Consider the following 23,241-nt stretch of genomic DNA (forward strand, 5'->3'; position numbering starts at 1 on the left):
GATGCTCATCTGGACATTGGCCACTCGGCCATTTCCTCATCCATCCCGGAGGTCACAATGAAAATTCTTCCAAAACTCGGGGCAGCCGCAGCCCTGGCGCTGGCGCTGACAAATGCCAGTTCCTCGCCAGCCTTCCTGATCAATCCGAACTCGAATGGCGGCGCCCTGACGAACGGTGGCCAGACGTTTCGCGCAACGGCAATCAACGGCGTTTCGTCACACCGCATCACCTATTCCGGCAATCCCCTGCTCGCTCCTGGCGCGGGGGCTACGTACGTGTCAAAAGGCTATGTAACGTTTGACAGCTTTTCCGACAACGGCATGCCGGTCTCTGCGGCAAGAAGCCGCGCCAACCTCGACTATGGCTTGTACGGCACGTTCCAGACCACATTCCATTGCAATTCCTTGCTCGGCCATGGCGTCGGCTGCCAGATCACCAAATTCGACTTTGACATGTATGGCGATCCGGGCGCCGACAATATCTACCACGCTGCCACCCTGGCGACGGATGGCTGGGTCGATACGTTCGGCCAGCAATACAAGCTGGCACATTCCAGCAATGCAGTCAGGCGTGGCGTCGGCGGGCTGAATGAGCTGGGCGGGGCGTTCGTCAACCTCAATTTCGGCTGGACGCTGACCGACGAAGGCAAAGCTTACTTCATCGACCCGGTGCCGTTCTACTCCGCCGCCTTCAGCGCATCCAACAATACGAGCCTGGGCATCTTGTGTGATACCGCCAATTGCGCCGACGCACGCGTCGTCGCAATTTCGTCCATCAGCGGAATCCAGGACTTCAACGGCATTCCGGAACCAGGTTCGCTATCCCTGCTCGCGCTGGGCCTGATGGCCCTGCGCGCGTCGCCGCGCCTTACACAGCGCCGACGCACATCAAGGTAATCGCCGCCAGACAGAGATCGGCACGTCCCCATCGGGGCGTGGCGGCACGCGCCATTCAAGGACGTCGCCCTGCAACTGGAACGCGCGCCGCTGCACCGATCCATCCCACTGAGGATTCGAGGCGGCGGCGATGCGGAAGACCAGCCTGTCCTGCTCCACGGAGATACTGCCGAAATGGGCGCTCATGGTGAGCAGTAGACGCCTGTATTCGGCCGCCTCGGCCGCGCGGAAATCGCCGGCAAACGGTGGCCTTTCGGCGTGATAGATCTGCAGCGCGTAATGCCCATCGCCCGCCACGTTCAGCCTCCCACGCGGCCTGACGCCGTAATCGTCGCTCCGGCTGCCATCGCGATGTTCCCGGTAGGCGCCTACCAGCTCCCAGGAACCGGCCAGGCCAGCCGCGGTAACGGGGACGTCGGCGGCGGTCGCCGCATTGCACAGCGCAAATGCGGCCAATACAAGTTTCTTCATTGAAAACCTCCAGTCGTTGCAAGTGCGAAAAGGATAGCGATCTTGCCGGCGCAGCAAAATTGCAAAAACTTCGCGTTACCTGTGCATAATTGCACCGATGGATACCCCTGACTGGAATGACTTCCGATACTTCCTGGCCACCACCTCGTCTGGCTCGTTGTCTGCGGCCGCGCGTTCGCTTGGCGTCGAGCACACAACCGTTTCGCGCCGCATCGAGGCGCTGGAGGGCATTCTGGGTGTGCGACTGTTCGACCGCTTCGCGCGCGGATGGTCTTTGACGGCTGCGGGCGAAGCCCTGCTCCCTCAGGCGCGGCGCGTCGAAGAGGAGATCCAGTGCCTGCTGAGGCAGGCAGCTGGCGCCGGCGACGAGCATGGCACGGTACGCATTTCTGCACCACCTGCCATTGCTTCCCACTTGATTGCGCCGCGACTGGCCGAATTGCACGCACAACTGGCGGGAATTCGAATTGAATTGGGCGCGGAACCGGTGCGGGTGGATTTATCGCGGCGCGAGGCGGATATTGCAATCCGTTTTCGACGGCCGCAAGCGCCTGATTTGGCGGTACGGATGGTTGCAATGATCAAATATTATCTGTGCGCGACGCCGGAATATCTCGTCTCGCGCAGTGCGGAGGAATGGGAATTCATTGGCTACGACGAAAGCCTGGCTGAAACACCTCAGCAGGAATGGCTGGATGCATTTGCCGCCGGTCGCCCGTATGCTTTTAGCAGCAACGACCTGAATTCAATTGCGGCAGCAGTACGCTTTGGTGCCGGTATGGCAGTGCTGCCCGATTATCTTGCCTGCGGCCTGATCATCCCAAATATTAACTGCCCGGTCCAGCGCGAACTTTGGATGGTGATTCACGACGACGTTCGCAAATCGCCGCGGGTGCGTCGGACTGCTGACCTGCTGGCAGGGCTGTTCAATAGCGCTACGCGCTAGCATCTGGCAGCAATGCGCCAAGGTCTGGCACGTTGCTGCCGAGCGCAAAGAGGGAAGACAGTCGCCTTCCCTCAGGCGCGGCGCGCTTCGAGGATGCCGGTGACCTCGCTGATTGCGGCCAAGGCTTTTTGCAGCTGGCTGGTGGCGCCGATTTCAACGGTGAAGGTCATGCGCGCCTGGCCTTTTGCGGATTGGGTATTCACGCCGGTGACGTTGATTTTCTCGCGCGAGAAAATCTCGGAAATGTCGCGCAATAAGCCCTGGCGGTCAGCGGCCAAAACAAATAAATCGACCGGAAATACCGTATCGGAGCGGGCCGCACCCCATTCCGTAACGATGACGCGCTCAGGCGCTTTGGCGCGCATTTCAGCGAAATTTTTGCAGGAGGCGCGGTGAATTGACACGCCTTTGCCGCGCGTGACAAAACCGACAATTGGATCTGGCGGCGCCGGTTTGCAGCATTTGGCCAATTGCGTCATCAAGCCATCGGTGCCAACCACCAATACGCCGGATTTTGCGCCCGATTCCACGCTTGAATTGCGGCTCTTGTTAACTGCGACCTGGTCAATTTCATCCTCTTCGACCTCGGCAGGATCGCGCAAAGCGGCCTCGACATGCCGCAGTGAAAACTCATCCTTGCCCACGGCGAGGAACAGGTCGTCCACTTTGCCAAAGCCCAGCTTTTGCGCCAGCGTTTCCAGGTTGACGGCCGTCTTGCCTTCACGCTGCAGCGATTTCTCGACCAGGCTGCGGCCATTGGCAACCGTTTCCTGAATGTCGATGGCGTGGAACCATGCTCGCACCTTGGTGCGGGTGCGATTCGATACCGTGTAGCCTGGACTCAGCCAGTCGCGCGACGGCCCGGCCGTGCCGGGCGCTCCCTTGGCGGTAATGACTTCGCAAGTTTGTCCACTTTTTAATGGCGTATTCAGCGGCACCATCTGTCCGTCGACGCGGGCACCGCGGCAGCGGTGGCCGACATCGCTATGCAAATGGTAGGCAAAGTCGATCGGCGTGGCGCCGACCGGCAGCTCGATCACGCGCGCCTGCGGCGTCAGCACGAAGATGCGGTCGTCCAGCGTGGTGGACTTGAGTTTTTCCACCCACTCGCGCTGCTGGTCCTCATTATTGACCACAGCATCGGCCACCTCGGTTTTCCAGGCCAGGAGCTGGCGCAGCCAGGCGATCTTTTCGTCGTACTGCTGCCCTTTGAAGTTGGAACCGCCCTCCTCCTTGTAGCGCCAGTGCGCCGCCACGCCGTATTCTGCGAAGTTGTGCATTTCCTGGGTGCGGATCTGCACTTCGAGGGGGCGGCCGTCGTCCGCCGTCACCACCGTGTGCAGCGACTGGTAGCCGTTCGGCTTGGGACGGGAAATGTAATCGTCGAATTCTTTCGGGATCGGGGTCCAGATATTGTGGACCACGCCGAGCACCGTATAGCAGGTCTTCACGTCGTCAACGATCACGCGGAAGGCACGCACATCGTACAGCTCGGAGAAGTCCAGGTCCTTGCCCTTCATCTTGCTCCAGATGGAGTAGATGTGCTTGGGCCGGCCGAATACCTCGGCCTTGATGCCGGCAGATGCCAGCTCGGACTGCAGGCGCGCAATGGAAGACGTGACGAAGCTCTCGCGCGCCATGCGCTTCTCTTCCAGCATCTTCGCAATGCGCTTGTAGGTCTCCGGCTCGATGAAGCGGAACGACAGGTCCTCCAGCTCCCACTTGATCTGCCAGATGCCGAGGCGGTTTGCCAGCGGCGCGTAAAGGTCCAGGGTCTCGCGGCCGTAAGCGCGCGTTACTTCGTCGAAGCGCTTGATGTCGGAGAAATAGCGCAAGGTGGTGCAGCAGGAGGCCAGCCGCACCAGCACCACGCGCATATCGGTGGCCATGGCCAGCAGCATCTTGCGCAGCGACTCGACCTGGGCGACAGCCTGCTGCGCCGCAGTCTTGGTGCGGGCGGCACTGCCGGAAGACGCCAGCGTGAGCTCGCGCAGCCGGATCAACTGGCGCACGCCAGCGACCAGGTCATTGACTTCCTTGCCGTAGCGCGGCTCGATGGAAGGGGCGGTATCGGCGTCGAGCAGGGTCAGCTCGAACATCAGTGCCGCGATGCGGGTTTCCGCATCGGTGCGCAGGATCGCCAGTGTGCTGGCCACCCCAATGGCGAATTCCAGGGCATCTTGCCCATGGCCTGTGATACGGCCGCTGTACGCCTGGCTGGCGTGGTCGAGCGCAGCCAGCACGCGCGCTCCATCGTCGGCGGACAAGCCTTGTACCAACTGGTCCGTCGTTGCGCTGTTGAGAGCCGCGATTGAAACCATTACGAAAACCTTTGCAACTTTACTTTTGGGCGGCGGTCACCACGATTTCGACCAGCCAGTCGGGGTTTGCCAGGTGCGCCTGGACAGTCGCGCGCGGCGGCGTATTGCCTTCCACCACCCAGGCTTCCCACACTTCGTTCATGGCGGCGAAGTTGGCCAGGTCGGTGATGTAGATCTGGGCGCGCAGGATGTGCGCCTTGTCGCTGCCGGCTTCGCCCAGCAGGCGGTCGATATGGCCCAGCACTTCGGCGGTCTGCGCCTTGATGTCGCCACCCTTCTCAGCAATCTGGCCGGCCAGGTAGACAGTGCCGTTGTGGACGGCGATTTCGGACATGCGCTTACCTACGTGAAAACGTTTGATTTCCATGCTTCTCTCTTAGTGGTTCAACAAAAAATCTTTCGCAATCGCGATCTGGTCGTCATGCAGGAAGGTCGGCGCATGGCCGACATTCGGGATCTCCACCAGTTTGGCTTTCGGGCCGCGCTGCGTCATCGCTTGCGCCGTTTCGCGCGACAGCAGGTCGGAGTTGGCGCCGCGCACCAGCAAGGTCGGGCAGCGGATCGCATCGTAGGCAGCCCACAGCATCGCCTCATCGGCCCGGGCCGATTCCGGCGTCACCGACTGGAACGGCAAGGCCAGGCCCATATCGTAGTGGCGTACCCACGAGCCGTCCTTATCCTGGCGCAGCACGTCGGCGGCCAGCTTGTGCCATTCCGCCTCGGTGTGTTCGCCGAACGTGGTCGACACCATCTTCACGAATTCGGCGCCCGCCTTGAAGGTTGGGAAGCGCACGTCCTGCGCAATATAGTCGCCGATGCGCTGGATCGCCAGCGAGTCCAATGTGGGGCCGATATCGTTCAATACCAGCTTGCTGACCGGGCTGTCCGGCAGCGAAGCCAGGCCCATGCCGATCAGGCCGCCCATCGAAGTGCCGAACCAGTCCACGCTCTGGCGCTCGCCATTGGCCAGCACGCGCGCCAGCAAGGTCACCATATCGCTGACATACTGGGGAAGGCGGTACAGTTGGGGGTTTACCAGGCTGCCGGAACGGCCGCGGCCCACCACGTCGGGGCAAACCACACGGTATTCCTTGCACAGTGACTGTGCAAGATTGTCGAAGTCGTCCGAAACCCGGGTCACGCCGTGCACGCAAACCAGCACATTCGGGTTGTCTTCCTCGCCCCATTCCTTGTATGCCATCTGGTGCAGGCCAGACATGGAGAAACACTGAACGGACTTGATTTTCGCTTCTGGCATTCGGTTCCTCACTCCCCGCGCTGTTGTTTCGCTATTGGTTTTTGCGCTACATTCTACATTGGCTAACTAATTATAGGGGACCAAATGGTCAGCACGACTTTGCGCGGCAAAACTGCGCTCGTAACCGGCTCCACCTCCGGCATCGGCCTGGGCATCGCACGCAGCCTGGCAGCCGAAGGCGCCAACATCGTATTGAACGGCTTTGGCGATGCTGGCGAGATCGCGAAGCTACAAGAATCGCTGGCCGCCGAATTCGGCGTGCAGGCAGGCTACCATGGCGCGGACATGAGCAAGCCGGCCGATATCGAGGCCATGATGGCCTATGCCGCCCAGAAGTTCGGCGGCGTCGATGTCCTGGTGAACAACGCCGGCATCCAGCACGTGGCCAATGTCGAGGACTTCCCGGCCGAGCGCTGGGACGCCATCATTGCCATTAACCTGACTTCGGCCTTCCACACCACCCGCCTGGCGCTGCCGCATATGAAGGCGCGCAACTGGGGCCGCATCATCAACCTCGCTTCGGTGCACGGGCTGGTGGCGTCGGCCGGCAAGTCGGCCTATGTCGCAGCCAAGCACGGCCTGGTGGGCTTTACCAAAGCCACCGCGTTGGAAACGGCGAAAACTGGCATCACCTGCAACGCGATCTGTCCGGGCTGGGTATTGACGCCTCTGGTGCAAAAGCAGGTCGATGCGCGCGCCGAGAAAGAAGGCCTGTCCAATGAAGACGCCAAGGCCGCCCTTCTGGCAGAAAAACAGCCGTCCGGCGAATTCGTCACGCCGGAGGAACTGGGGGCCATGGCCGTCTTCCTGTGCTCCGACGCGGCCAGGCAGATGCGCGGCGTGGCCTGGAATATGGATGGCGGCTGGGTCGCCCAGTAATCAGGCTTTTTGCGCCAGGTAGTTGTTCTTCAGGCGCATATAGTGTTCGGCTGAGTACCTGAAGTGCGCAACCTCCTGTTCGGTCAGCTCGCGGATGCGCATCGCGGGCCGGCCGACATACAGTCCGCCGCTCTTCAGTACCTTGCCGGGAGCCACCAGGCTGCCCGCCCCCACCATCACATGCTTTTCGATCACCACGTCGTCCATGATGATCGAGCCCATGCCAACCAGGCATTCGTCGCCGATGGTGCAGCCATGTAACAGCACCGAATGGGCAATGGTGACGTACTTGCCGATCGTCAGGGCGGCGCCTTCCGGCTTGGCGGCCGAGCGGTGCGATACATGGCACATGGCGAAATCCTGCACATTGCTGCCTTCGCCGATCGTAATGCGGTTCACATCGCCGCGCACAACCGCATTGCACCAGATCGAGGCATCGCGGGCGACATTGACGTCGCCGATGATTTGCGCGGACTGGTGGACGAACACGCCGTCTGCCAACTGGGGAAAGGTATCGAGGTAGGGTTGCAGTGTCATGCCGGGATTATATGGCCTGCGGCGCTGCGGCATCCGCCCGATTGTGGTTTTCCACAATGGGGATAGACACAATAGCGGCAAGACAACCCGTTTGCCATGATGGGAATATTCGGAGACAAACGAGGCCCCCTCATCATGGAAAAGACACCCTTCTATAAAGTACTGTACGTCCAGGTACTGTTCGCCATCTTCTGCGGCATCCTGCTCGGCATCTACCTGCCGACCGACGCAGTCGCCATGAAACCGCTTGGCGACGGTTTCATCAAACTGATCAAAATGATCATTGCCCCGGTCATCTTCTGTACCGTGGTGAGCGGCATCGCCGGCATGCAGGACGTGAAAAAGATCGGCCGCGTCGGCGGCAAAGCCCTGCTCTACTTTGAGATCGTGTCCACCTTCGCCCTGGTCATCGGCCTGGCCGTTGCCAACTTCATGCAACCGGGCGCCGGCTTCAACGCCGATCCGCACACGCTGGACACCAAGTCCATCGCCCAGTACACGGAAAAGACCAAGGCGCTGACCACCACCGACTTCCTGCTGAACATCATCCCTAACACCGTGTTCGATGCCTTCGCCAAGGGCGACATCCTGCAGGTGCTGCTGGTTGCCGTGCTGTTCGGCTTTGCCCTCTCGCTGCTCGGCGAACGCGGCCGTCCGGTCACCAAGCTGGTCGACGAGGTATCGCACGCCTTCTTCGGCATGGTCAACATCATCATGAAGGCCGCGCCGGTCGGCGCTTTCGGCGCCATGGCCTTCACCATTGGCAAATACGGCATCGCTTCCCTGCTGCCGCTGGCCAAGCTGATGGGTTCGTTCTACCTGACCTGCTTCCTGTTCGTGTTCATCGTGCTGGGCCTGATCGCCAAGTACACCGGCTTCTCGATCGGCCGCTTCATCGCCTATATCAAGGAAGAACTGCTGATCGTGCTGGGCACTTCCTCCTCGGAAAGCGCGCTGCCTTCGCTGATGCGCAAGCTGGAAAAACTGGGCGCCTCCAAGCCTGTGGTTGGCCTGGTGGTCCCGACCGGCTACTCCTTCAACCTGGACGGCACCAATATCTATATGACCATGGCCGCCCTGTTCGTGGCCCAGGCCACCAACACCGACCTGACGCTGTGGCAGCAAGTGACCATCCTCGGCGTCGCCATGCTGACCTCGAAAGGCGCCTCCGGCATTACCGGTGCCGGCTTCATCACCCTGGCAGCCACCCTGGCCGTGGTGCCAACCATCCCGGTGGCAGGCATGGCCCTGATCCTCGGCATCGACCGTTTCATGAGCGAATGCCGCGCCCTGACCAACTTCGTCGGCAACGGCGTGGCTACCCTGGTGGTCGCCAAGTGGGAAGGCGAGCTGGACATGGATACGCTGAAGCGCGAACTGGCCAATCCCACCCCGCTGAATGCACCGGCCCAGCCGGCCACCGCGAAAGCCCTGGCTGCTACCGCCGAGTAATCCCGTAGCGTTCTTACCACTAAGGCAGGCCCCATGCAATTGTGCATGGGGCCTGTCTTTTTTTGTGGTTAGAATGTAACGAAAAGTCACGAGGCGAATGTTGACACACGGAAACATGGAACCTAGAATGAACTCACTAATCATGCACCCAGAAACGGACGCCAGGATGAAATTCCCCAGCCACCGTGGCTTTACCTTGATTGAATTGATGATCACCGTCGCCATCGTCGGGATCCTCGCTTCCATCGCCCTTCCCAGTTACACCCGCTATATCGTAAAGGGTAATCGCGCCGCTGCGCAGCAGCACCTGATCGACCTGGCCCAGCGCGAGCAGCAATTCCTGGCCGATGCACGTGTCTACAAGGATTCGGTCAGCGGCCTGAACATGCAAACGCCTGCTGCCGTGTCCAAGTGGTACACGATTACCATCCAGACTGATGCCGGCCCGCCGCCAAGGTTCACCATCACGGCGACCCCTATCGCTGGCAGTCGCCAGGAATCCGACGGCGCCCTCACCATCGACCAGGCCGGCAGCAAGCTGCCGGCCGACAAGTGGTGAAGCCATGAAGCGCCAATCCGGCTTCGGCCTTCCTGAAATGCTGATGGTGGTGGTGGTGATCGGTATCCTGGCGGCGCTCGGCGCGCCTGCAATGCAGGATTTCATCGCCAACCAGCGCCTGAAGAGCACATCGAGCGACCTGTTCACCAGTATCCTGCGCGCGCGCAGCGAGGCCATCAAGCGCAACAAGGACGTGTCGATTTCCCCCTCGACCAACTGGAATACTGGCTGGAGCATCCCTAGCCCGAACGCCGGCGAACCGGCCCTGGCCATTTTTGTGACGCGCCCGTCGATCACCGTGGCCGGCCCCGCAGCTGGCGTGACGTTTACCGCTGCCGGCCGCGTCAAGGGGGATGCCAACCCGCAGTTCTCCCTGACGGCCTCCACCGGCAAAGCCAGCTGCATCAGGATTGACCTTGGCGGCCGCCCGAACGTGCAACCTACATCATGCTAAGACCCACCATGCACCGCCAACACGGCGTTACTATGATTGAAGTCCTGGTCACCATTGTGATCCTGGCGTTTGGCCTGCTGGGCATTGCGGTTTTCCAGTCCAAGGCCAGCGTCGGATCGATCGAATCCTACCAGCGCGCCCAGGCAGTGATCCTGCTGGACGACATGACCGCCCGCGTGCAAGGCAACCCGCAGAACAGCGCAGCCTACGAGTCGGCCAATATCGGCACTGGCGATGCGCAACCAGCCGATTGCAGCGCCCTTTTGGCCGGCGCCGCGCGCGATGTCTGCGAGTGGAGCAACCTGCTGAAAGGCGCTGCCGAAACCGACAGCAGTACCAAGGTCGGCGCCATGATCGGCGCACGCGGCTGCATTACCCTGCTGCAGGCGGCCGACCCCAGCCCCGGCGTTTGCAAGCCCGGCATCGTCCAGGTCGCTGTTGCCTGGCAGGGATTGCACGCCACCCAGGCTCCATCGCTGGACTGCGGCCGCAATCAATTCGGCGACGAAAGCTATCGCCGCCTGATTGCCGCGCAGGTCCTGATTCCTCAACTTGAATGCAAATGAGGAGCCCCTTCATGCAGATTCATCGCCGCCGCGCGCAAGGCTTTACATTGGTTGAAATGATGGTGGCGGTTGCCGTCGGGCTGCTCCTGCTCGCCGGCTTGTCGACCCTGTTCAACAACAACAGCGCCGCGCAAATGGAAATCGAGCGCGCCAACCGCCAGGTGGAGAACGGGCGCTACGCCATGCAACTGATGACCGGCGACTTGCGCAACGCCGGCTATTACGCCGAGTACGACCCGGTGGAACTGGACGCGCCGACCGTCCTGCCGGATCCATGCACGCTCGACCTGACAGCCATTCGCGGTGACATCGCCTTTGCAGTGCAAGGATATGACAACAGCAATTCGCTCGGCTGCCTGTCCGACGTCAAGGCCAATACCGACGTGGTGGTGGTGCGCCATACCCAGACCTGCGTGGTCGGCGCCGCCGATTGCGAGGACGAGGCTGCCGGCGGCCCCTTCTTCCAGGCTTCGCAATGCTCCAACGGCTATGAACTCGGTTCCAGCGACAAGGACAAGCACTACCAGATCTCCGGGATCAACAATGGCTTTACGCTGCACCAGTACAACTGCACGGAGATCATCAACAGCGGTACGCCGGCCGACGTGCGGCGCCTGCTGACCCATATCTACTTCGTCGCCAACAACAGCATGGCCAGCGACGGCGTCCCCACCCTCAAGCGCGCCGAGGTGGTGAGCAAGGGCGGTGTCATGTCGGTCCAGATCGTGCCGCTGGCCGAAGGCATCGAAAACATGCAGCTTGAATATGGCCTCGACACTAGTGGCGACGGCGTCGCCGACAGCTTTACGCCGCATGTCAACGATACCGAGTGGGGCAATGTGGTTTCTGTCAAGCTGCACCTGCTGGCGCGCACCCTGAGCCCGTCCGTGGGTCACACCGACCGCAAGTCCTACGTCCTCGGCGCGAACGAGAATGGCCAGCAGAACGTCATCAGCGCCGCCAACGACAAATACAAACGCCACGTTTTCACCTCACTGATTGGCCTGCCTAACGTGGCCGGAAGGAAATCCTGATGAAACACCCTGCCCTCCGCCAGCAAAGCGGCATGACGATGGTCGTGGCGCTGGTCATGCTGGTGCTGCTCACCTTGCTGGCCATGACCACCTTCAACCTTGGCAAGTCCAGCATCCAGGTGGTCAACAATATGCAAAACCGCGACGAAGCCATTGCCGCCAGCCGCAACGTACTCGACGAAGCCATGTCCAGCACCCGCTTCTTCGACACGCCATCCGATGCACTGGACCAGCCCTGCCTGAACAGTAACCATCGCTGTTTCGACGTCAACGGCGACGGCGTGGTCGATATCGTGACCGCCCTCAGTGCGGCACGCTGCGTCAAGGTGCGCAAGATCAAGACCAGCGAATTCGATTTCCGCAACGAAGAAGACCGCGGCTGCAGCGTCGGCTCCAGCAACGACGGCCTGATCGTCGGGGCGCAAAACGGCGATTCGATGTGCGCCGATTCCACTTGGGAAATGACTGCCACCAGCCAGGACCAGCAGGTTCAATCAGAAGTCCAGGTCGTACAGGGCGTCGCCATGCGCGTGTCCACCGACAATATTGAAACCTCCTGCAAATAGATTACTAGCCCGCTTTTATTGAGAGCCAGCCATGCAAAAAAAGCTAATGACCACCGCGGCCGCCAGCCTCGGTGCATGCGCCACCCTCCTGTCGTTCCCGGCTGGCGCTGACGACATCGATATTTTCACCGGCGCCTCTGCCGGCACCTCGATCAATCCCCGCATCCTGATCGTGCTGGACAACACGTCCAACTGGTCGCGCCAGTCGCAGAAATGGCCCGGCGGCCTGTCCCAGGGGCAATCGGAAGTGCGCGCCATCAAGGACGCGATCGCCACCCTGAACGACAAGGTCAACGTTGGCCTGTTCGAGTTCGTCACCGACGGCACCGCCAACGACAACGGCGGCTTTGTGCGCTTCCAGGTGCAGCCGATGTCGCCGTCGGCCAAGAACGCTTTCAGCAACCGGCTCGATACCATCGATAGCAACATTACCAGTCCGATCGAGAAGCGCAATTCGGGCACCATGTATGGCAACCTGATGTACGACGTGTACAACTACCTCGGCGGCCGTCCTGGCTACTCCGCCGCGCAGGGCGTCACGCCGAGCTCGATTGCCGACCCGGCCGGCTACGTCAGCCGCTGGGTACCGTTCAAGTCGCCGCTGAGCGACGACGCCAACTGCGCCAAGACGATCGTGATCTTTGTCACCAACCCGGACCAGAGCGGCCCGACCAAGGACGATTCCGCCAACACGACCCAGCTGCAGAGCCTGGGCGGCAGCACCAGGCAGCTTGGCCTGCCGAACTTCTCGACCCAGACCGTCGAGAGCGTCACCAATATCGGCCAGACCTCGGTCTGCTACTCGAGCCAGAGCGCCGCCGGCAACGAGCTGAACATGGCGCCGTGGCCGACCACCTGCAGCAACTACACCGACGGCTGCAGGATAGGCTCGGCCCTGAACGACGGCAGCAAGATCTGCCCGGTCGGCACCTCATCATATGCAATCAACGGCGTCAACAGCACCGTGACCAACGTGCCGACTGGCGGCGAAACCACCGATTCCAATCCGTGGAATGCCGACGAATGGGCGCGCTTCATGCACGACAAGGGCGTGCCGATCCCGGCCAGCACGATGAAGTCCAAGGTGACGTTCTACACGATCGACGTGTACAACGCCCAGCAAAACATCGAGCACACCAAGCTGATGCTGAGCATGGCCCGCGCCGGCGGCGGCAAGTACTTCGCCGCCAAGAGCCAGCAAGCCATCCTTGATGCCCTGAACCAGATCATTGGCGAGGTGCTGGCTGTGAACTCGACTTTCGCGTCGACTTCGCTGCCAGTGAACGCCACCAACCGTTCGCAAAACCAGAACCAGGTCTTCATTGGCATGTTCCGCCCTGACCCTGATGCCAAGCCGCGCTGGTTTGGCAATCTGAAACGCTACCAGCTGGTGCTGGATGGCTCCGAGGTCAAGCTGGGCGACGCCAACGCCAACCTGGCCGTTAACGACAATACCGGCTTCATCACCGATTGCGCGCAGAGCTTCTGGACCGTCCAGAAGGGACCGTATTGGGAGAACCTCGGCCTGAACCCCGACCCGGCGAGCGGCTGCAAGGCCTTGCCGCGCGGCGTGTCGCCCTATTCCGACGCGCCGGACGGACCTTCGGTTGAAAAAGGCGCGGCGGCGCAGATGCTGCGCAATGGTAACGACCCGAGTTTCACCGGCGACCCGACCTATGCCGTCAACCGCACCCTGTACACCCGCGTCCCGGGCGGCACCTCGCTGGTGACCTTCAACACCACCAACAGCGGCCTGCCAGCCGACGTGGTCAATTTCATCAAGGGCGCGGACGTCACGCAAGAGCGCGGCGAAAACATGCCGACCACCACCACCCGCCCGTCGATCCACGGCGACGTGATCCACTCGCGCCCGCTGCCGCTGGCCTATGACGAGAACAATGTGTTCGTCTTCTACGGCGCCAACGATGGCTTCTTCCGCGCAGTCGATGCCAGCAACGGCAAGGAACGCTGGGCCTTTGTCGCCCCTGAATTCTTCAGCCGCCTGTCGCGCCTGAAAGACCAGACCCCGCTGGTGAACTACCCGAACGTGTCCGGTCCCGGCGACGTGGCAGCCGTCGGCAGCCCGAAAGACTACTTCTTCGACGGTTCCACCGGTGTATTCCAGAACCTGCCGGTCGATGCCAACGATCCCAAGAAGATCTGGATCTACCCGACCATGCGTCGCGGCGGCCGCATGGTCTACGGCCTGGACGTGACCGACATCGATAGCCCACGCCTGATGTGGTCGGTGGGTTGCCCGAACCTTGCCAATGACAGCGGCTGCACCCCCGGCTTCGATGGCATCGGCCAGACCTGGTCCATCCCGGCGCTGGCCTTCGTCAAAGGCTACTCGCCCAGCAAGCCTGTGATCGTGATGGGCGGCGGCTACGACAACTGCGAAGACGCCAACACCGGCGCCCCCACCTGCGTGGCCGGCAAAGGCGGATACGTCTACATCATGGACGCGGAAAGCGGCTCCCAGCTGGCCAGCTTCAGGACCAAGCGCAGCGTCGTCGGCGACGTGTCGATGGTCGACATCGACAACGACGGCATGGTTGACTACGCCTACGCGGTCGACCTTGGCGGCAATGTCTACCGCATCGACTTCATCGATAGCCCGACCAGCAAAGCGCAGCTCAATTCCGGCAACTGGCGCATGTACCGCGTGGCTTACACCAACCAGGCCAGCAGCCCGCGCAAATTCATGTTCGGCCCGGCCCTGCTGTACAACAAGGGCTTCGTCTACCTGGCCCTGGGCAGCGGCGACCGCGAACACCCGCTGTCGTGGCAGTATCCTTACGAGTCGACCGCCAACCGCTTCTACGTGGCGCTCGACGACCTGTCCCTGCGGCCCACAACTGACGAGGCTGGACTGAACCTTGACGCCAGCCTGACCAACAGCACCGCGTCGACCAGCTGCAATTCGCCAAACGTCCTGCCGAACGGCAGCACCCGCGGCTGGTTCATGGAATTGCAGAAGGGCGAACAGGTCGTGACCTCGTCCCTGATCGCCGGCGGCACTGTCATGTTCAGTACCAACCGTCCGATTGTCGGCAACGCGGCAAGCTGCTCCACCGCCCTGGGTGAAGCACGCGGTTACGTGGTCAACCTGTTCAACGCATCTGGCGCCATCGGTGCCGACGGCATCTGCGGCGGCAACCGCTCCTCCGTGTTTGCCGGTGGCGGCCTGCCGCCTTCGCCTGTGCTGGCCCGGGGCGTGAAGGTCCGCAGGGTGGGCGAGACAGGCGACCCGGGCAGGCCTGGCACCGGCACTGAGCCTCCCCGCGTAACTGTTGGGATCGGCATCGGCGGTACGGCGGCGCCGATCCAGTCGACGCGCATCAATCCGAACATCAAATCGGTCCGCAAACGTAAATACACTTACGTCAAAGGCCAGTAAGAAAAAGGGGCGCATCGGCGCCCCTTTTTCCTGACAGCCGTATCGATACAAAAAAGGGACGCCAACTGGCGTCCCTTTTTTTCTTTGGCTGCGTGCTCAGGAGAACGACAATTCCACGCCGGAGGCAGCGGCGATTTCTTCGCGCGTAACGCCTGGGGCCAGTTCGATCACCTTGATGCCGGTCGGGGTCACTTCCAACACGCCCAGGTCGGTGATGATCATGTCTACCACACCCACGCCGGTCAGCGGCAAGTCGCATTTCTTCAGCAGCTTGTGCGAGGTCGCGCCATCCTTGGCGGTGGCGACATGCTCCATCAGCACCACGACTTTCTTGACGCCGGCCACCAGGTCCATCGCCCCGCCCATGCCTTTTACCATTTTGCCGGGGATCATCCAGTTGGCCAGGTCGCCCTTTTCCGACACCTGCATCGCGCCCAGGATTGCCAGGTTGATCTTGCCGCCCCGGATCATGGCGAACGAGTCGGCGGAGCTGAAGTAAGCTGCGCCAGGCAACGCGGTCACGGTCTGCTTGCCGGCGTTGATCAGGTCCGCATCCACTTCGCTTTCGGTCGGGAAGGGGCCGATGCCCAGCAAGCCGTTTTCCGACTGCAGGAACACCTCGATATTTTGCGGCACATAATTGGCAACCAGCGTCGGCAAGCCGATGCCCAGGTTTACATAAAAGCCATCCTGCAGCTCTTTTGCCGCCCGCGCGGCCATTTCATCACGAGTCCATGCCATGTTGTCTTCTCCTTAGTTGGCACGCACGGTGCGCTGTTCAATGCGTTTTTCCGGTGTGGCGTTGAGCACGATGCGGTGCACGTAGATGCCCGGCAGGTGCACGGCATCCGGGTCGATGGCACCGACTTCGACGATCTCTTCCACTTCCACCACGCAGACCTTGCCTGCGGCGGCGACGTTCGGGTTGAAGTTGCGCGAAGTCTTGCGGAATACCAGGTTGCCGGTCTTGTCGGCCTTCCAGGCCTTGACCAGCGATACGTCGGCCACCAGCGAACGTTCCATCACATACTGTTCGCCGTCGAATTCGCGGATCTCCTTGCCGTCGGCGACAATGGTGCCGACGCCGGTCTTGGTGAAGAAGGCCGGAATGCCTGCGCCCCCAGCGCGCAGCTTTTCAGCCAGCGTGCCTTGCGGCGTGAATTCCAGTTCCAGTTCGCCGGCCAGGAACTGGCGCGCGAATTCCTTGTTCTCGCCCACGTAGGAGGAGACCATCTTCTTGATCTGGCGCGTTTCCAGCAATTGGCCCAGGCCGAAGCCGTCCACGCCGGCGTTGTTGGAAATCGCGGTCAGGCCGGTGGCGCCGCTATCGCGCAGGGCGGCGATCAACGCCTCGGGAATGCCGCACAGGCCGAAACCGCCGACCGCGATGGTTTGGCCGTCGGCCACGATGCCGGCCAGGGCGGCCTTGGCATCCGGGTAAATCTTGTTCATTATGTCTCCTTGTTCAAATGGCCAGAAGGCGATTGAGGATAGAATACGCCCGCCCAAACTTCAATACCGTAGAAATACCGCAATGCCGATCAATTATGAGTCCATCTTCAAGTTCGCCCCGGTAGGCATGTGCGTGTCGGACCAGCGCGTGATCAAGGCCAGCAATGACGCACTGGGCGCCATGTTCGGCTACGGCGCGGGTGAACTGGATGGGCAGTCGTTCCAGGTGCTGTACCCGACGCAGGACGAATACTTGCGCACCGGTGACCGCATTATCCCGATCATGAACGCCAAAGGGCGTTATTCGGATGAGCGCATCATGCGGCGCGCCAATGGTGAGCTGTTCTGGTGCCACGTGACCGGGCGCGCACTGGAGACGGCGCAGCCGCTTGGGGCCGGGATCTGGACGTTCGAGGACGTGTCGGAGCAGCGGCCGGTGTCGGCCGCCCTGACGCCACGTGAACGCGAAATCGCGGCGCTGCTCGTCGAAGGCAAGACCAGCAAGATGATCGCGCGCGATGCCGGCTTGTCGCCGCGGACGGTGGAGATGCATCGGGCTTCCTTGATGCGCAAGTTCGGCGCGGCTACTGCCACGGAACTGGTCCATAAACTGGCTGGGGCGCGTTAAAACCGGTAATTCTGGGTCAGGCCCAAGGGTCTGACCCTGTCTGATCAGCTGCCCAGTGTTAAGGTTGTGCGTTGTTGATCTTCGTAACAAGTCAAAAGCCCAGAACCAACCCCGAGGCCCGGAGACCGTCGGGGGTCTGACCCTGCGGGTCAGCCCCGGGTTTACTGGTTTTCAGCCCGCCATCATCCCATCATCAGCCGAAATGATCGCGCCGTTGATAAAATGCGCCTCATCCCCCGCGAGCAGCAGCAGCAGCCCATCCAGGTCCTCCGGCTTGCCCGCCCGCTTGCGCGGCAGCATGTCGATCAAACGCTTGCCCTGCTCGCTGGCGAAGTAATCCTCGTTGATTTCGGTCTCGATATAGCCCGGGCAAATCGCATTCGTGTTGATGCCATACTTGCCCCACTCCACCGCCATGGCCTTGGTCATCTGCACCACGCCCGCCTTGCTCATGCAATAGACGCCAATCTGCGGCAGCACGCGCAGCCCGGCCACCGAAGCGATATTGATGATGCGGTGCTGCTTGCGCGGATCGCCCTTGGCGCGCGCAATCATGCGCTTGGCCGTTTCCTGCGCTACGAAAAAGGCCCCGCGCAGGTTGCAGTCCATGACAAAGTCATAATCTTCCGGCGACACATCGAGCAAGCGTTGCGTCATTGATACACCGGAATTATTCACCAGGATGTCGATCGGCCCCGCTTCGGTTTCGGCGTGGGCAATGGCAGATTTGATGCTCGCATAGTCGGTCACATCCACCGCCACCACATGGGCCGCGCCGCCATCGGCTTCGATTTCTGCACGCAATTCCTTCAGGCGTTCGATGCGGCGCGAGGCCAGCACCACCTGGCAACCTGCTTTCGCCAGCACCTTGGCAAACCGGGCGCCAAGACCGCTGGAAGCGCCTGTGATCAGGGCGATCTTGCCCTCAAAATTTACTTCGATCCCCACCGGCCACTCCTTATAATTCCGTTCCGACATGATGACACAAAAAACCTCCTTATTAGATTGCCACGTCTAATATTAGCCCTCACAATGGCGCCACCGTTGCAATACCCGGGAAAAAAGAGCACACTCGTTCTATTTCCAGCACCACATTTTCCATCATTCTTATAAAAACACTATGAGCAACCTTGTAGAACAGTACGGCCCGCGCGAGGCAATGGAGTACGACGTTGTGATCGTTGGCGGCGGCCCTGCTGGCCTGTCGGCAGCGATCAAGATCAAGCAACTGAACCCGGACACGTCCGTGGTGGTGCTGGAAAAAGGCGGTGAACTTGGCGCCCATATCCTGTCCGGCGCGGTAATGGATCCGAAAGCCCTTAGCGAGCTGATCCCCAACTGGAAAGAGCTGGGCGCTCCGCTGAACACCGAAGTCACCGAAGACCGCGTGCTGTTCCTGACCGAGAGCAAGGCTTACAAGACCCCGAACTTCATGCTGCCGAAGTGTTTCGAGAACCACGGCAATTACGTGATTTCGCTGGGCAACGTGGTGCGCTGGCTGGGCCAGCAAGCCGAAGCCCTGGGCGTGGAAATCTTCCCCGGCTTCACCGGCGCTGAAATCCTGTACAACGATGACGGCTCCGTCAAAGGCGTTGCGACCGGCAATATGGGCGTGAAGCGCGATGGCGAGCCAGGCCCTGACTTCCAGCTCGGCATGGAACTGCACGGCAAGTACACCCTGTTTGCCGAAGGCGCGCGTGGCCACCTGGGCAAGCAGTTGATGGCCAAGTACGACCTGAACAAGGGCAAGGATCCTCAGTCCTACGGCATCGGCATCAAGGAACTGTGGGAAATCGATCCCGCCAAGCACAAGCCCGGCCTGGTGATCCACACCACCGGCTGGCCGCTGGACACCAAGACCTACGGCGGCTCCTTCCTCTACCACCTGGAAAACAACCAGGTGATGGTTGGCTACGTGGTCGGCCTCGATTACGAGAACCCTTACCTGTCGCCATACGAAGAATTCCAGCGCTACAAGACCCACCCGGAGATCCGTACTTTCTTCGAAGGCGCCAAGCGCATTTCCTACGGCGCCCGTGCGATCACCGCCGGCGGCCTGCAATCGCTGCCAAAGCTGGTGTTCCCGGGCGGCGCGCTGATCGGCTGCGACGCCGGCTTCCTGAACATGAGCCGCATCAAGGGCTCGCACGCTGCGATCAAGTCCGGCATGCTGGCTGCTGAAGCGGTGGTCGCTGCGCTGGGTGCCGGCCGCTCGGCCGACGAACTGGCAGCTTACCCAACCGCCTTCGAACAGTCCTGGCTGCACGAAGAGCTGCACGTGGCGCGCAACGTCAAGCCTTGGCTGAAGAAGGGCCTGTACCTGGGCTCCCTGATGACCGGCATCGACCAGATTGTCTTCCGCGGCAAGGCGCCGTGGACCCTGCACCATTCGACCCCGGACCATGCCTGCCTGCGCCCGGCTACGGAATTCACCCCGATCACTTATCCCAAGCCGGATGGCAAGCTGACCTTCGACCGCCTGTCGTCGGTATTCATCTCGAATACCAACCACGCGGAAGACCAGCCTATCCACCTGACGCTGAAAGACAACTCGGTGCCGGTGAATGTGAACCTTGCCAAGTTTGCAGGTCCGGAGGCGCGCTACTGCCCAGCCGGCGTGTACGAATTCGTCAAGACCGACGAGGGCCAGGACCGCCTGCAGATCAATGCGCAGAATTGCGTGCATTGCAAGACGTGCGATATCAAGGACCCGACCCAGAACATCGTCTGGATCACGCCTGAGGGCGGCGGCGGACCGAACTATCCGAACATGTAAGGATAAAGGGGGCCGCGGCCCCCTTTTTTCATCGCGCCACGCGCCAGCCCCCATGTCTCTTTTGCATTGCTAGTTTCATACGGGCAAAAAAAATCCAAAAAATTTCCACTCAGCATTTAATGCTCCCGGCCCGGCGGTCGTCTTGTACTTCTGAGAGCGCAGAAAAAGACCCGCTGCTCGATTTGAACCAACCACCCCAGGAGTTATCATGCTGAGCCTTCACACCAACGCAGCGGCCCTGTCCGCACAGAACTCGATCACCCGCACTCAGAATTCCCTGTCGACCTCGATGACCCGCCTGAGCACCGGCTTCCGCATCAACTCGGCAATGGACGACGCAGCAGGCCTGCAGATCGCCACCCGCCTGAAAACCCAGACCAGCGGCATGACCGTTGCAATGCGCAACACCCAGAACTCGATCTCCCTGATGCAAACCGCTGAAGGCGCGCTGGACGAGTCGACCAACATCCTGAACCGCATGAAAGACCTGGCAACCCAGGCAGCCGACGATTCCTCCACCTCCGCTGACCGTACCGCGATGCAGAAGGAATTCGACACCCTGACCGACGAACTGTCGAACATCGTTGCCAACACCAAGTTCGGCGGCACCACCCTGTTCAACAGCGCCGGCGGCAAGCTGACCGCAGCCCTGAAGTTCCAGATCGGTGCTGACTCCACCGAAACCATGACCGGCGACTTTACCGCTGAGCTGACCCAGATCGGCACTGACGTCGTCGCTGCGGCAACTGGCTTCGTGACCACCGGTACCGGCGCTGCTGCTGGCTCCGAACTGGGCACCACCACCTCCACCGCAGCAAACGGCACCATCGGCAAGCTGGCTACTGCCATCAACTCGGTTGGCGCCCTGCGCTCCAAACTGGGTGCCGTGTCGAACCGCCTGGACCACGTCTACAACAACTTGGCCAACATCTCGACCAACACTAAGAACGCAACCGGCCGTATCATGGACGTGGACTTCGCTTCCGAATCCGCCACCATGACCTCGTCGCAGATGCTGCTGCAAGCCGGCACCGCCATGCTGAAGCAGACCAACAGCCAGTCCTCCCTGGTCCTGTCCCTGCTGCAGTAATTCCGCAGGTGGCCTGAGAAAGCCAACCGTGCGCGGTTGGCTTTTTTTATTTCGCCGTATTACTATCAGTTTGTATGGCAATCGATCGCGTCACTCCTTCCAATCCGGGCCTGAGCATTCACGACCGCCAGGTACGAGAGAATCCCGGCCAGGTCAATGCCCAGCCAGTGCCGCCGGTTGCCCAGCCACCGGGCGACACGACCGAGTTCGCGCTGCAAAGCGGCTTGCCCCCTTCTGTCGGCGCCCTGCTCGAGGCGATGGAGGGTGCGCAGCAAAACCAGCTGGTGCGCAGCACGGCTGCCGCAGGCGCAACGATCGGCGCGCTGCTGTCGCAGGAAGCGTTGTCGATGCAGCCCAACCAGTTATTCCCCTTGCGCCAGATGGTCTGGCACACCCCCGACACTTCCATGCTGGCCGCCTCCTGGCAAGTCATGGTGCGCACCTACAGCGAACAGCGCGCCGCGCTGCAACAGCAAAATGAAGGTCGCCATGTGCCATCCAGCCTGTTCATGGCCGACCCGCCGCCGCCCGTGCTGCGCGACGCGCGCCCGTACCCAGGGCTGGTGTCCGAACTGGATGCCTGGCGTTTCGCTGTCTACGCCTGGGGCGCCGAAAAGCTCACATTGCGCGTCGTGGCGCGCGATCCGGGCCAGGAAGATGGACCGCCGGAGCAGCGCCGCCGCCGCCCGCGCGTGGCGCTGCGGCTGGAAATCAATTTGCCCGATATCGGCAAGGTTGTCGTACAGATGGAGCCGTCCGAACTTGGCGTGGTGCTGGAAATCGGCGCCGCCAGCAATGAAGCCATGCAGCACATGCGCGAGCTGTTGCCGCGCATCGCCACCATCATTGGCCAATGCGGCCTGCAGATCGTGCGTGCGCGCCTGATGCGCGAGCTAACGCCGGTCAACCACCTGGAAAACGATCCCTCGCGCACGCAGGTCGCGCTGCTGACCGCCTCGTTGTTCAAGGCGATGGCGGAAGTAGCCGTGTTCCTGTCGCAGCCGCGTTTGCCGGAACAAGCGCTGTCAGCCTAGTCCAGTAGCCCGGCTGGGCGTAGACCTCTTTCAACTCGTCGATGAAGAAGCGTATCTTCGCCGGCAAATGCCTTTGCTGCAGGTAGACGGCCATGATGTCGTAGTCCGGCAGCGCAAAATCGTCCAGTACCGTAATCAGGCTGCCTTCCGCCAGCTGCGCCTGGATTTCCCAGGTTGAGCGCCACGCCAGGCCCAGGCTTTCGCACGCCCAGCGGTGCAGCAGCTCGCCGTCGTTGCAGTCCAGGTTTCCCTGCACCCTGACCGTGACAGGCTTGCCGCCCTGCTGGAAGTACCAACCGCGCTGCTGCCCGCCCTGCAGGTTGAAGGCCAGGCAGTTGTGCTGGGCCAGGTCGTCCAGCGTGCGCGGAATGCCGTGCCGCACGAAGTACTCCGGTGTGCCGCATACAACACGGCGATTCTTCGCCAGCCGCACCGCGACGAAACTGGGATCGATCACGCCGCCGATGCGGATGCCCAGGTCATAGCCCTCCCGCACCAGGTCGATCACCTGGTCGGTCAGGTTGAAGGAGATCTGCACGTCGGGATTGGCGGCCAGGAAGGCCGGTGCGTGCGGTGCAACATGCTGGCGTCCAAACGAGGCCGGCGCCGACACGATCAGGTGGCCGGTCGCCTTGTGCCGGCCTTCCGAAATATTGCGCTCGGCAATGTCGAGGCCAGAGAGGAGCTTGCGGCAATCCTCAAGGAAGACATTGCCCTGCTCCGTCAGCGTCAAATGGCGCGTTGTGCGGTGCATCAGTTTGACGCCCAAACGCTTTTCCAGCGCGTCGATCCGGCGCCCCAACATCACTGGCGTGATGTTCTGTTCCAGCGCGGCGCGCGCCAGGCTGCCCTTTTCGACCACGGCCACGAAGGCTTCGATTTGCTTCAGTTTGTCCATGGTTCCGATTATTCCATACCCAG

Annotated in this window: 23 protein-coding genes; 14 read left to right on the top strand and 9 right to left on the bottom strand. The window is 61.4% G+C overall.

What is annotated here, in order from left to right; all coding sequences use genetic code 11:
- The first annotated feature begins 57 nt into the window (after positions 1-57).
- On the top strand, positions 58-897 hold the full coding sequence (pepA, locus tag ACN9MZ_RS17965) for a flocculation-associated PEP-CTERM protein PepA (protein WP_426338323.1): 840 nt from the start codon (positions 58-60) through the stop codon (positions 895-897).
- Here pepA and ACN9MZ_RS17970 read toward each other — a convergent pair.
- A complete protein-coding gene (locus tag ACN9MZ_RS17970) occupies positions 889-1,368 on the bottom strand; it encodes a lipocalin-like domain-containing protein (protein WP_426338324.1) in 480 nt (159 codons plus the stop codon). The two genes, pepA and ACN9MZ_RS17970, sit on opposite strands and share 9 nt — an antisense overlap.
- Before the next feature lie 97 nt (positions 1,369-1,465).
- Between ACN9MZ_RS17970 and ACN9MZ_RS17975 the strand changes: the two genes are divergently transcribed.
- Entirely contained in the window at positions 1,466-2,314 is an 849-nt protein-coding gene (locus ACN9MZ_RS17975; protein WP_426338325.1) for a LysR family transcriptional regulator, read from the top strand.
- A 71-nt stretch (positions 2,315-2,385) separates the two neighbouring features.
- Here the strand turns inward: ACN9MZ_RS17975 and ACN9MZ_RS17980 are convergent, their stop codons facing one another.
- The 3 genes from ACN9MZ_RS17980 to ACN9MZ_RS17990 are packed head-to-tail and all read right to left on the bottom strand — an operon-like array spanning position 2,386 to position 5,893.
- Entirely contained in the window at positions 2,386-4,635 is a 2,250-nt protein-coding gene (locus ACN9MZ_RS17980; RefSeq protein ID WP_426338326.1) for a RelA/SpoT family protein, read from the bottom strand.
- Positions 4,636-4,654: 19 nt separating this feature from the next.
- Positions 4,655-5,002, bottom strand: coding sequence for a RidA family protein (locus tag ACN9MZ_RS17985; RefSeq protein ID WP_426338327.1), 348 nt, complete (start codon positions 5,000-5,002; stop codon positions 4,655-4,657).
- 9 nt (positions 5,003-5,011) lie between these two features.
- Positions 5,012-5,893: an alpha/beta fold hydrolase gene (locus ACN9MZ_RS17990; RefSeq protein WP_426338328.1), complete on the bottom strand. Its 882-nt coding sequence runs from the start codon at positions 5,891-5,893 to the stop codon at positions 5,012-5,014.
- 84 nt (positions 5,894-5,977) lie between these two features.
- Here ACN9MZ_RS17990 and ACN9MZ_RS17995 point away from each other — a divergent pair, with 84 nt between their 5' ends.
- A complete protein-coding gene (locus tag ACN9MZ_RS17995) occupies positions 5,978-6,772 on the top strand; it encodes a 3-hydroxybutyrate dehydrogenase (protein WP_426338329.1) in 795 nt (264 codons plus the stop codon).
- On the opposite strand, the gene ACN9MZ_RS18000 is transcribed toward ACN9MZ_RS17995, so the two are convergent.
- Positions 6,773-7,309, bottom strand: coding sequence for a gamma carbonic anhydrase family protein (locus ACN9MZ_RS18000; protein ID WP_426338330.1), 537 nt, complete (start codon positions 7,307-7,309; stop codon positions 6,773-6,775).
- Between the two features lie 135 nt (positions 7,310-7,444).
- Between ACN9MZ_RS18000 and ACN9MZ_RS18005 the strand changes: the two genes are divergently transcribed.
- The 7 genes from ACN9MZ_RS18005 (at position 7,445) to ACN9MZ_RS18035 (ending at position 15,340) form a co-directional block, all read left to right on the top strand.
- The gene (locus tag ACN9MZ_RS18005; protein WP_426338331.1) at positions 7,445-8,761 is read left to right on the top strand and encodes a dicarboxylate/amino acid:cation symporter; all 1,317 of its coding nucleotides are present in this window, start codon (positions 7,445-7,447) and stop codon (positions 8,759-8,761) included.
- A 127-nt stretch (positions 8,762-8,888) separates the two neighbouring features.
- Positions 8,889-9,320 carry a type IV pilin protein gene (locus tag ACN9MZ_RS18010; protein WP_426338332.1) on the top strand — a complete coding sequence of 144 codons (432 nt, stop codon included), beginning with the start codon at positions 8,889-8,891 and terminating at the stop codon, positions 9,318-9,320.
- 4 nt (positions 9,321-9,324) lie between these two features.
- The gene (locus tag ACN9MZ_RS18015; protein WP_426338333.1) at positions 9,325-9,774 is read left to right on the top strand and encodes a GspH/FimT family pseudopilin; all 450 of its coding nucleotides are present in this window, start codon (positions 9,325-9,327) and stop codon (positions 9,772-9,774) included.
- 8 nt (positions 9,775-9,782) lie between these two features.
- Positions 9,783-10,340, top strand: a complete 558-nt coding sequence (gene pilV, locus ACN9MZ_RS18020; RefSeq protein ID WP_426338334.1) for a type IV pilus modification protein PilV — start codon at positions 9,783-9,785, stop codon at positions 10,338-10,340.
- Between the two features lie 11 nt (positions 10,341-10,351).
- Positions 10,352-11,374: a PilW family protein gene (locus tag ACN9MZ_RS18025; RefSeq protein WP_426338335.1), complete on the top strand. Its 1,023-nt coding sequence runs from the start codon at positions 10,352-10,354 to the stop codon at positions 11,372-11,374.
- Positions 11,374-11,940, top strand: a complete 567-nt coding sequence (locus ACN9MZ_RS18030) for a hypothetical protein (RefSeq protein ID WP_426338336.1) — start codon at positions 11,374-11,376, stop codon at positions 11,938-11,940. Before ACN9MZ_RS18025 ends, ACN9MZ_RS18030 begins: the two co-directional genes overlap by 1 nt.
- 31 nt (positions 11,941-11,971) lie before the next feature.
- Positions 11,972-15,340 carry a pilus assembly protein gene (locus ACN9MZ_RS18035; protein ID WP_426338337.1) on the top strand — a complete coding sequence of 1,123 codons (3,369 nt, stop codon included), beginning with the start codon at positions 11,972-11,974 and terminating at the stop codon, positions 15,338-15,340.
- Between the two features lie 96 nt (positions 15,341-15,436).
- Here the strand turns inward: ACN9MZ_RS18035 and ACN9MZ_RS18040 are convergent, their stop codons facing one another.
- Entirely contained in the window at positions 15,437-16,081 is a 645-nt protein-coding gene (locus ACN9MZ_RS18040; RefSeq protein WP_426338338.1) for a CoA transferase subunit B, read from the bottom strand.
- Between the two features lie 12 nt (positions 16,082-16,093).
- Positions 16,094-16,792 (bottom strand): CoA transferase subunit A, encoded by a 699-nt coding sequence (locus ACN9MZ_RS18045; RefSeq protein WP_426338339.1) that lies wholly within the window; start codon positions 16,790-16,792, stop codon positions 16,094-16,096.
- Between the two features lie 82 nt (positions 16,793-16,874).
- On the opposite strand from ACN9MZ_RS18045, the gene ACN9MZ_RS18050 reads away from it, so the two are divergent.
- On the top strand, positions 16,875-17,420 hold the full coding sequence (locus tag ACN9MZ_RS18050) for a LuxR C-terminal-related transcriptional regulator (RefSeq protein WP_426338340.1): 546 nt from the start codon (positions 16,875-16,877) through the stop codon (positions 17,418-17,420).
- Between the two features lie 171 nt (positions 17,421-17,591).
- Here the strand turns inward: ACN9MZ_RS18050 and ACN9MZ_RS18055 are convergent, their stop codons facing one another.
- Entirely contained in the window at positions 17,592-18,368 is a 777-nt protein-coding gene (locus ACN9MZ_RS18055) for an SDR family oxidoreductase (protein ID WP_426338341.1), read from the bottom strand.
- Between the two features lie 211 nt (positions 18,369-18,579).
- Here ACN9MZ_RS18055 and ACN9MZ_RS18060 point away from each other — a divergent pair, with 211 nt between their 5' ends.
- The 3 genes from ACN9MZ_RS18060 to ACN9MZ_RS18070 all read left to right on the top strand — a co-directional run bounded on the left by ACN9MZ_RS18060 (position 18,580) and on the right by ACN9MZ_RS18070 (position 22,320).
- Complete coding sequence (locus tag ACN9MZ_RS18060) at positions 18,580-20,196, top strand: electron transfer flavoprotein-ubiquinone oxidoreductase (protein ID WP_426342925.1); 1,617 nt, start codon at positions 18,580-18,582, stop codon at positions 20,194-20,196.
- A 208-nt stretch (positions 20,197-20,404) separates the two neighbouring features.
- Positions 20,405-21,286, top strand: coding sequence for a flagellin (locus ACN9MZ_RS18065; protein WP_426338342.1), 882 nt, complete (start codon positions 20,405-20,407; stop codon positions 21,284-21,286).
- Between the two features lie 74 nt (positions 21,287-21,360).
- Positions 21,361-22,320, top strand: a complete 960-nt coding sequence (locus ACN9MZ_RS18070; RefSeq protein WP_426338343.1) for a hypothetical protein — start codon at positions 21,361-21,363, stop codon at positions 22,318-22,320.
- Here ACN9MZ_RS18070 and ACN9MZ_RS18075 read toward each other — a convergent pair.
- The gene (locus tag ACN9MZ_RS18075; RefSeq protein ID WP_426338344.1) at positions 22,250-23,218 is read right to left on the bottom strand and encodes a LysR substrate-binding domain-containing protein; all 969 of its coding nucleotides are present in this window, start codon (positions 23,216-23,218) and stop codon (positions 22,250-22,252) included. The genes ACN9MZ_RS18070 and ACN9MZ_RS18075 overlap by 71 nt on opposite strands.
- Positions 23,219-23,241 lie beyond the last annotated feature (23 nt).

This window comes from Pseudoduganella sp. S-14, assembly GCF_049913285.1.
Taxonomy (GTDB): Bacteria; Pseudomonadota; Gammaproteobacteria; order Burkholderiales; family Burkholderiaceae_D; genus Rugamonas.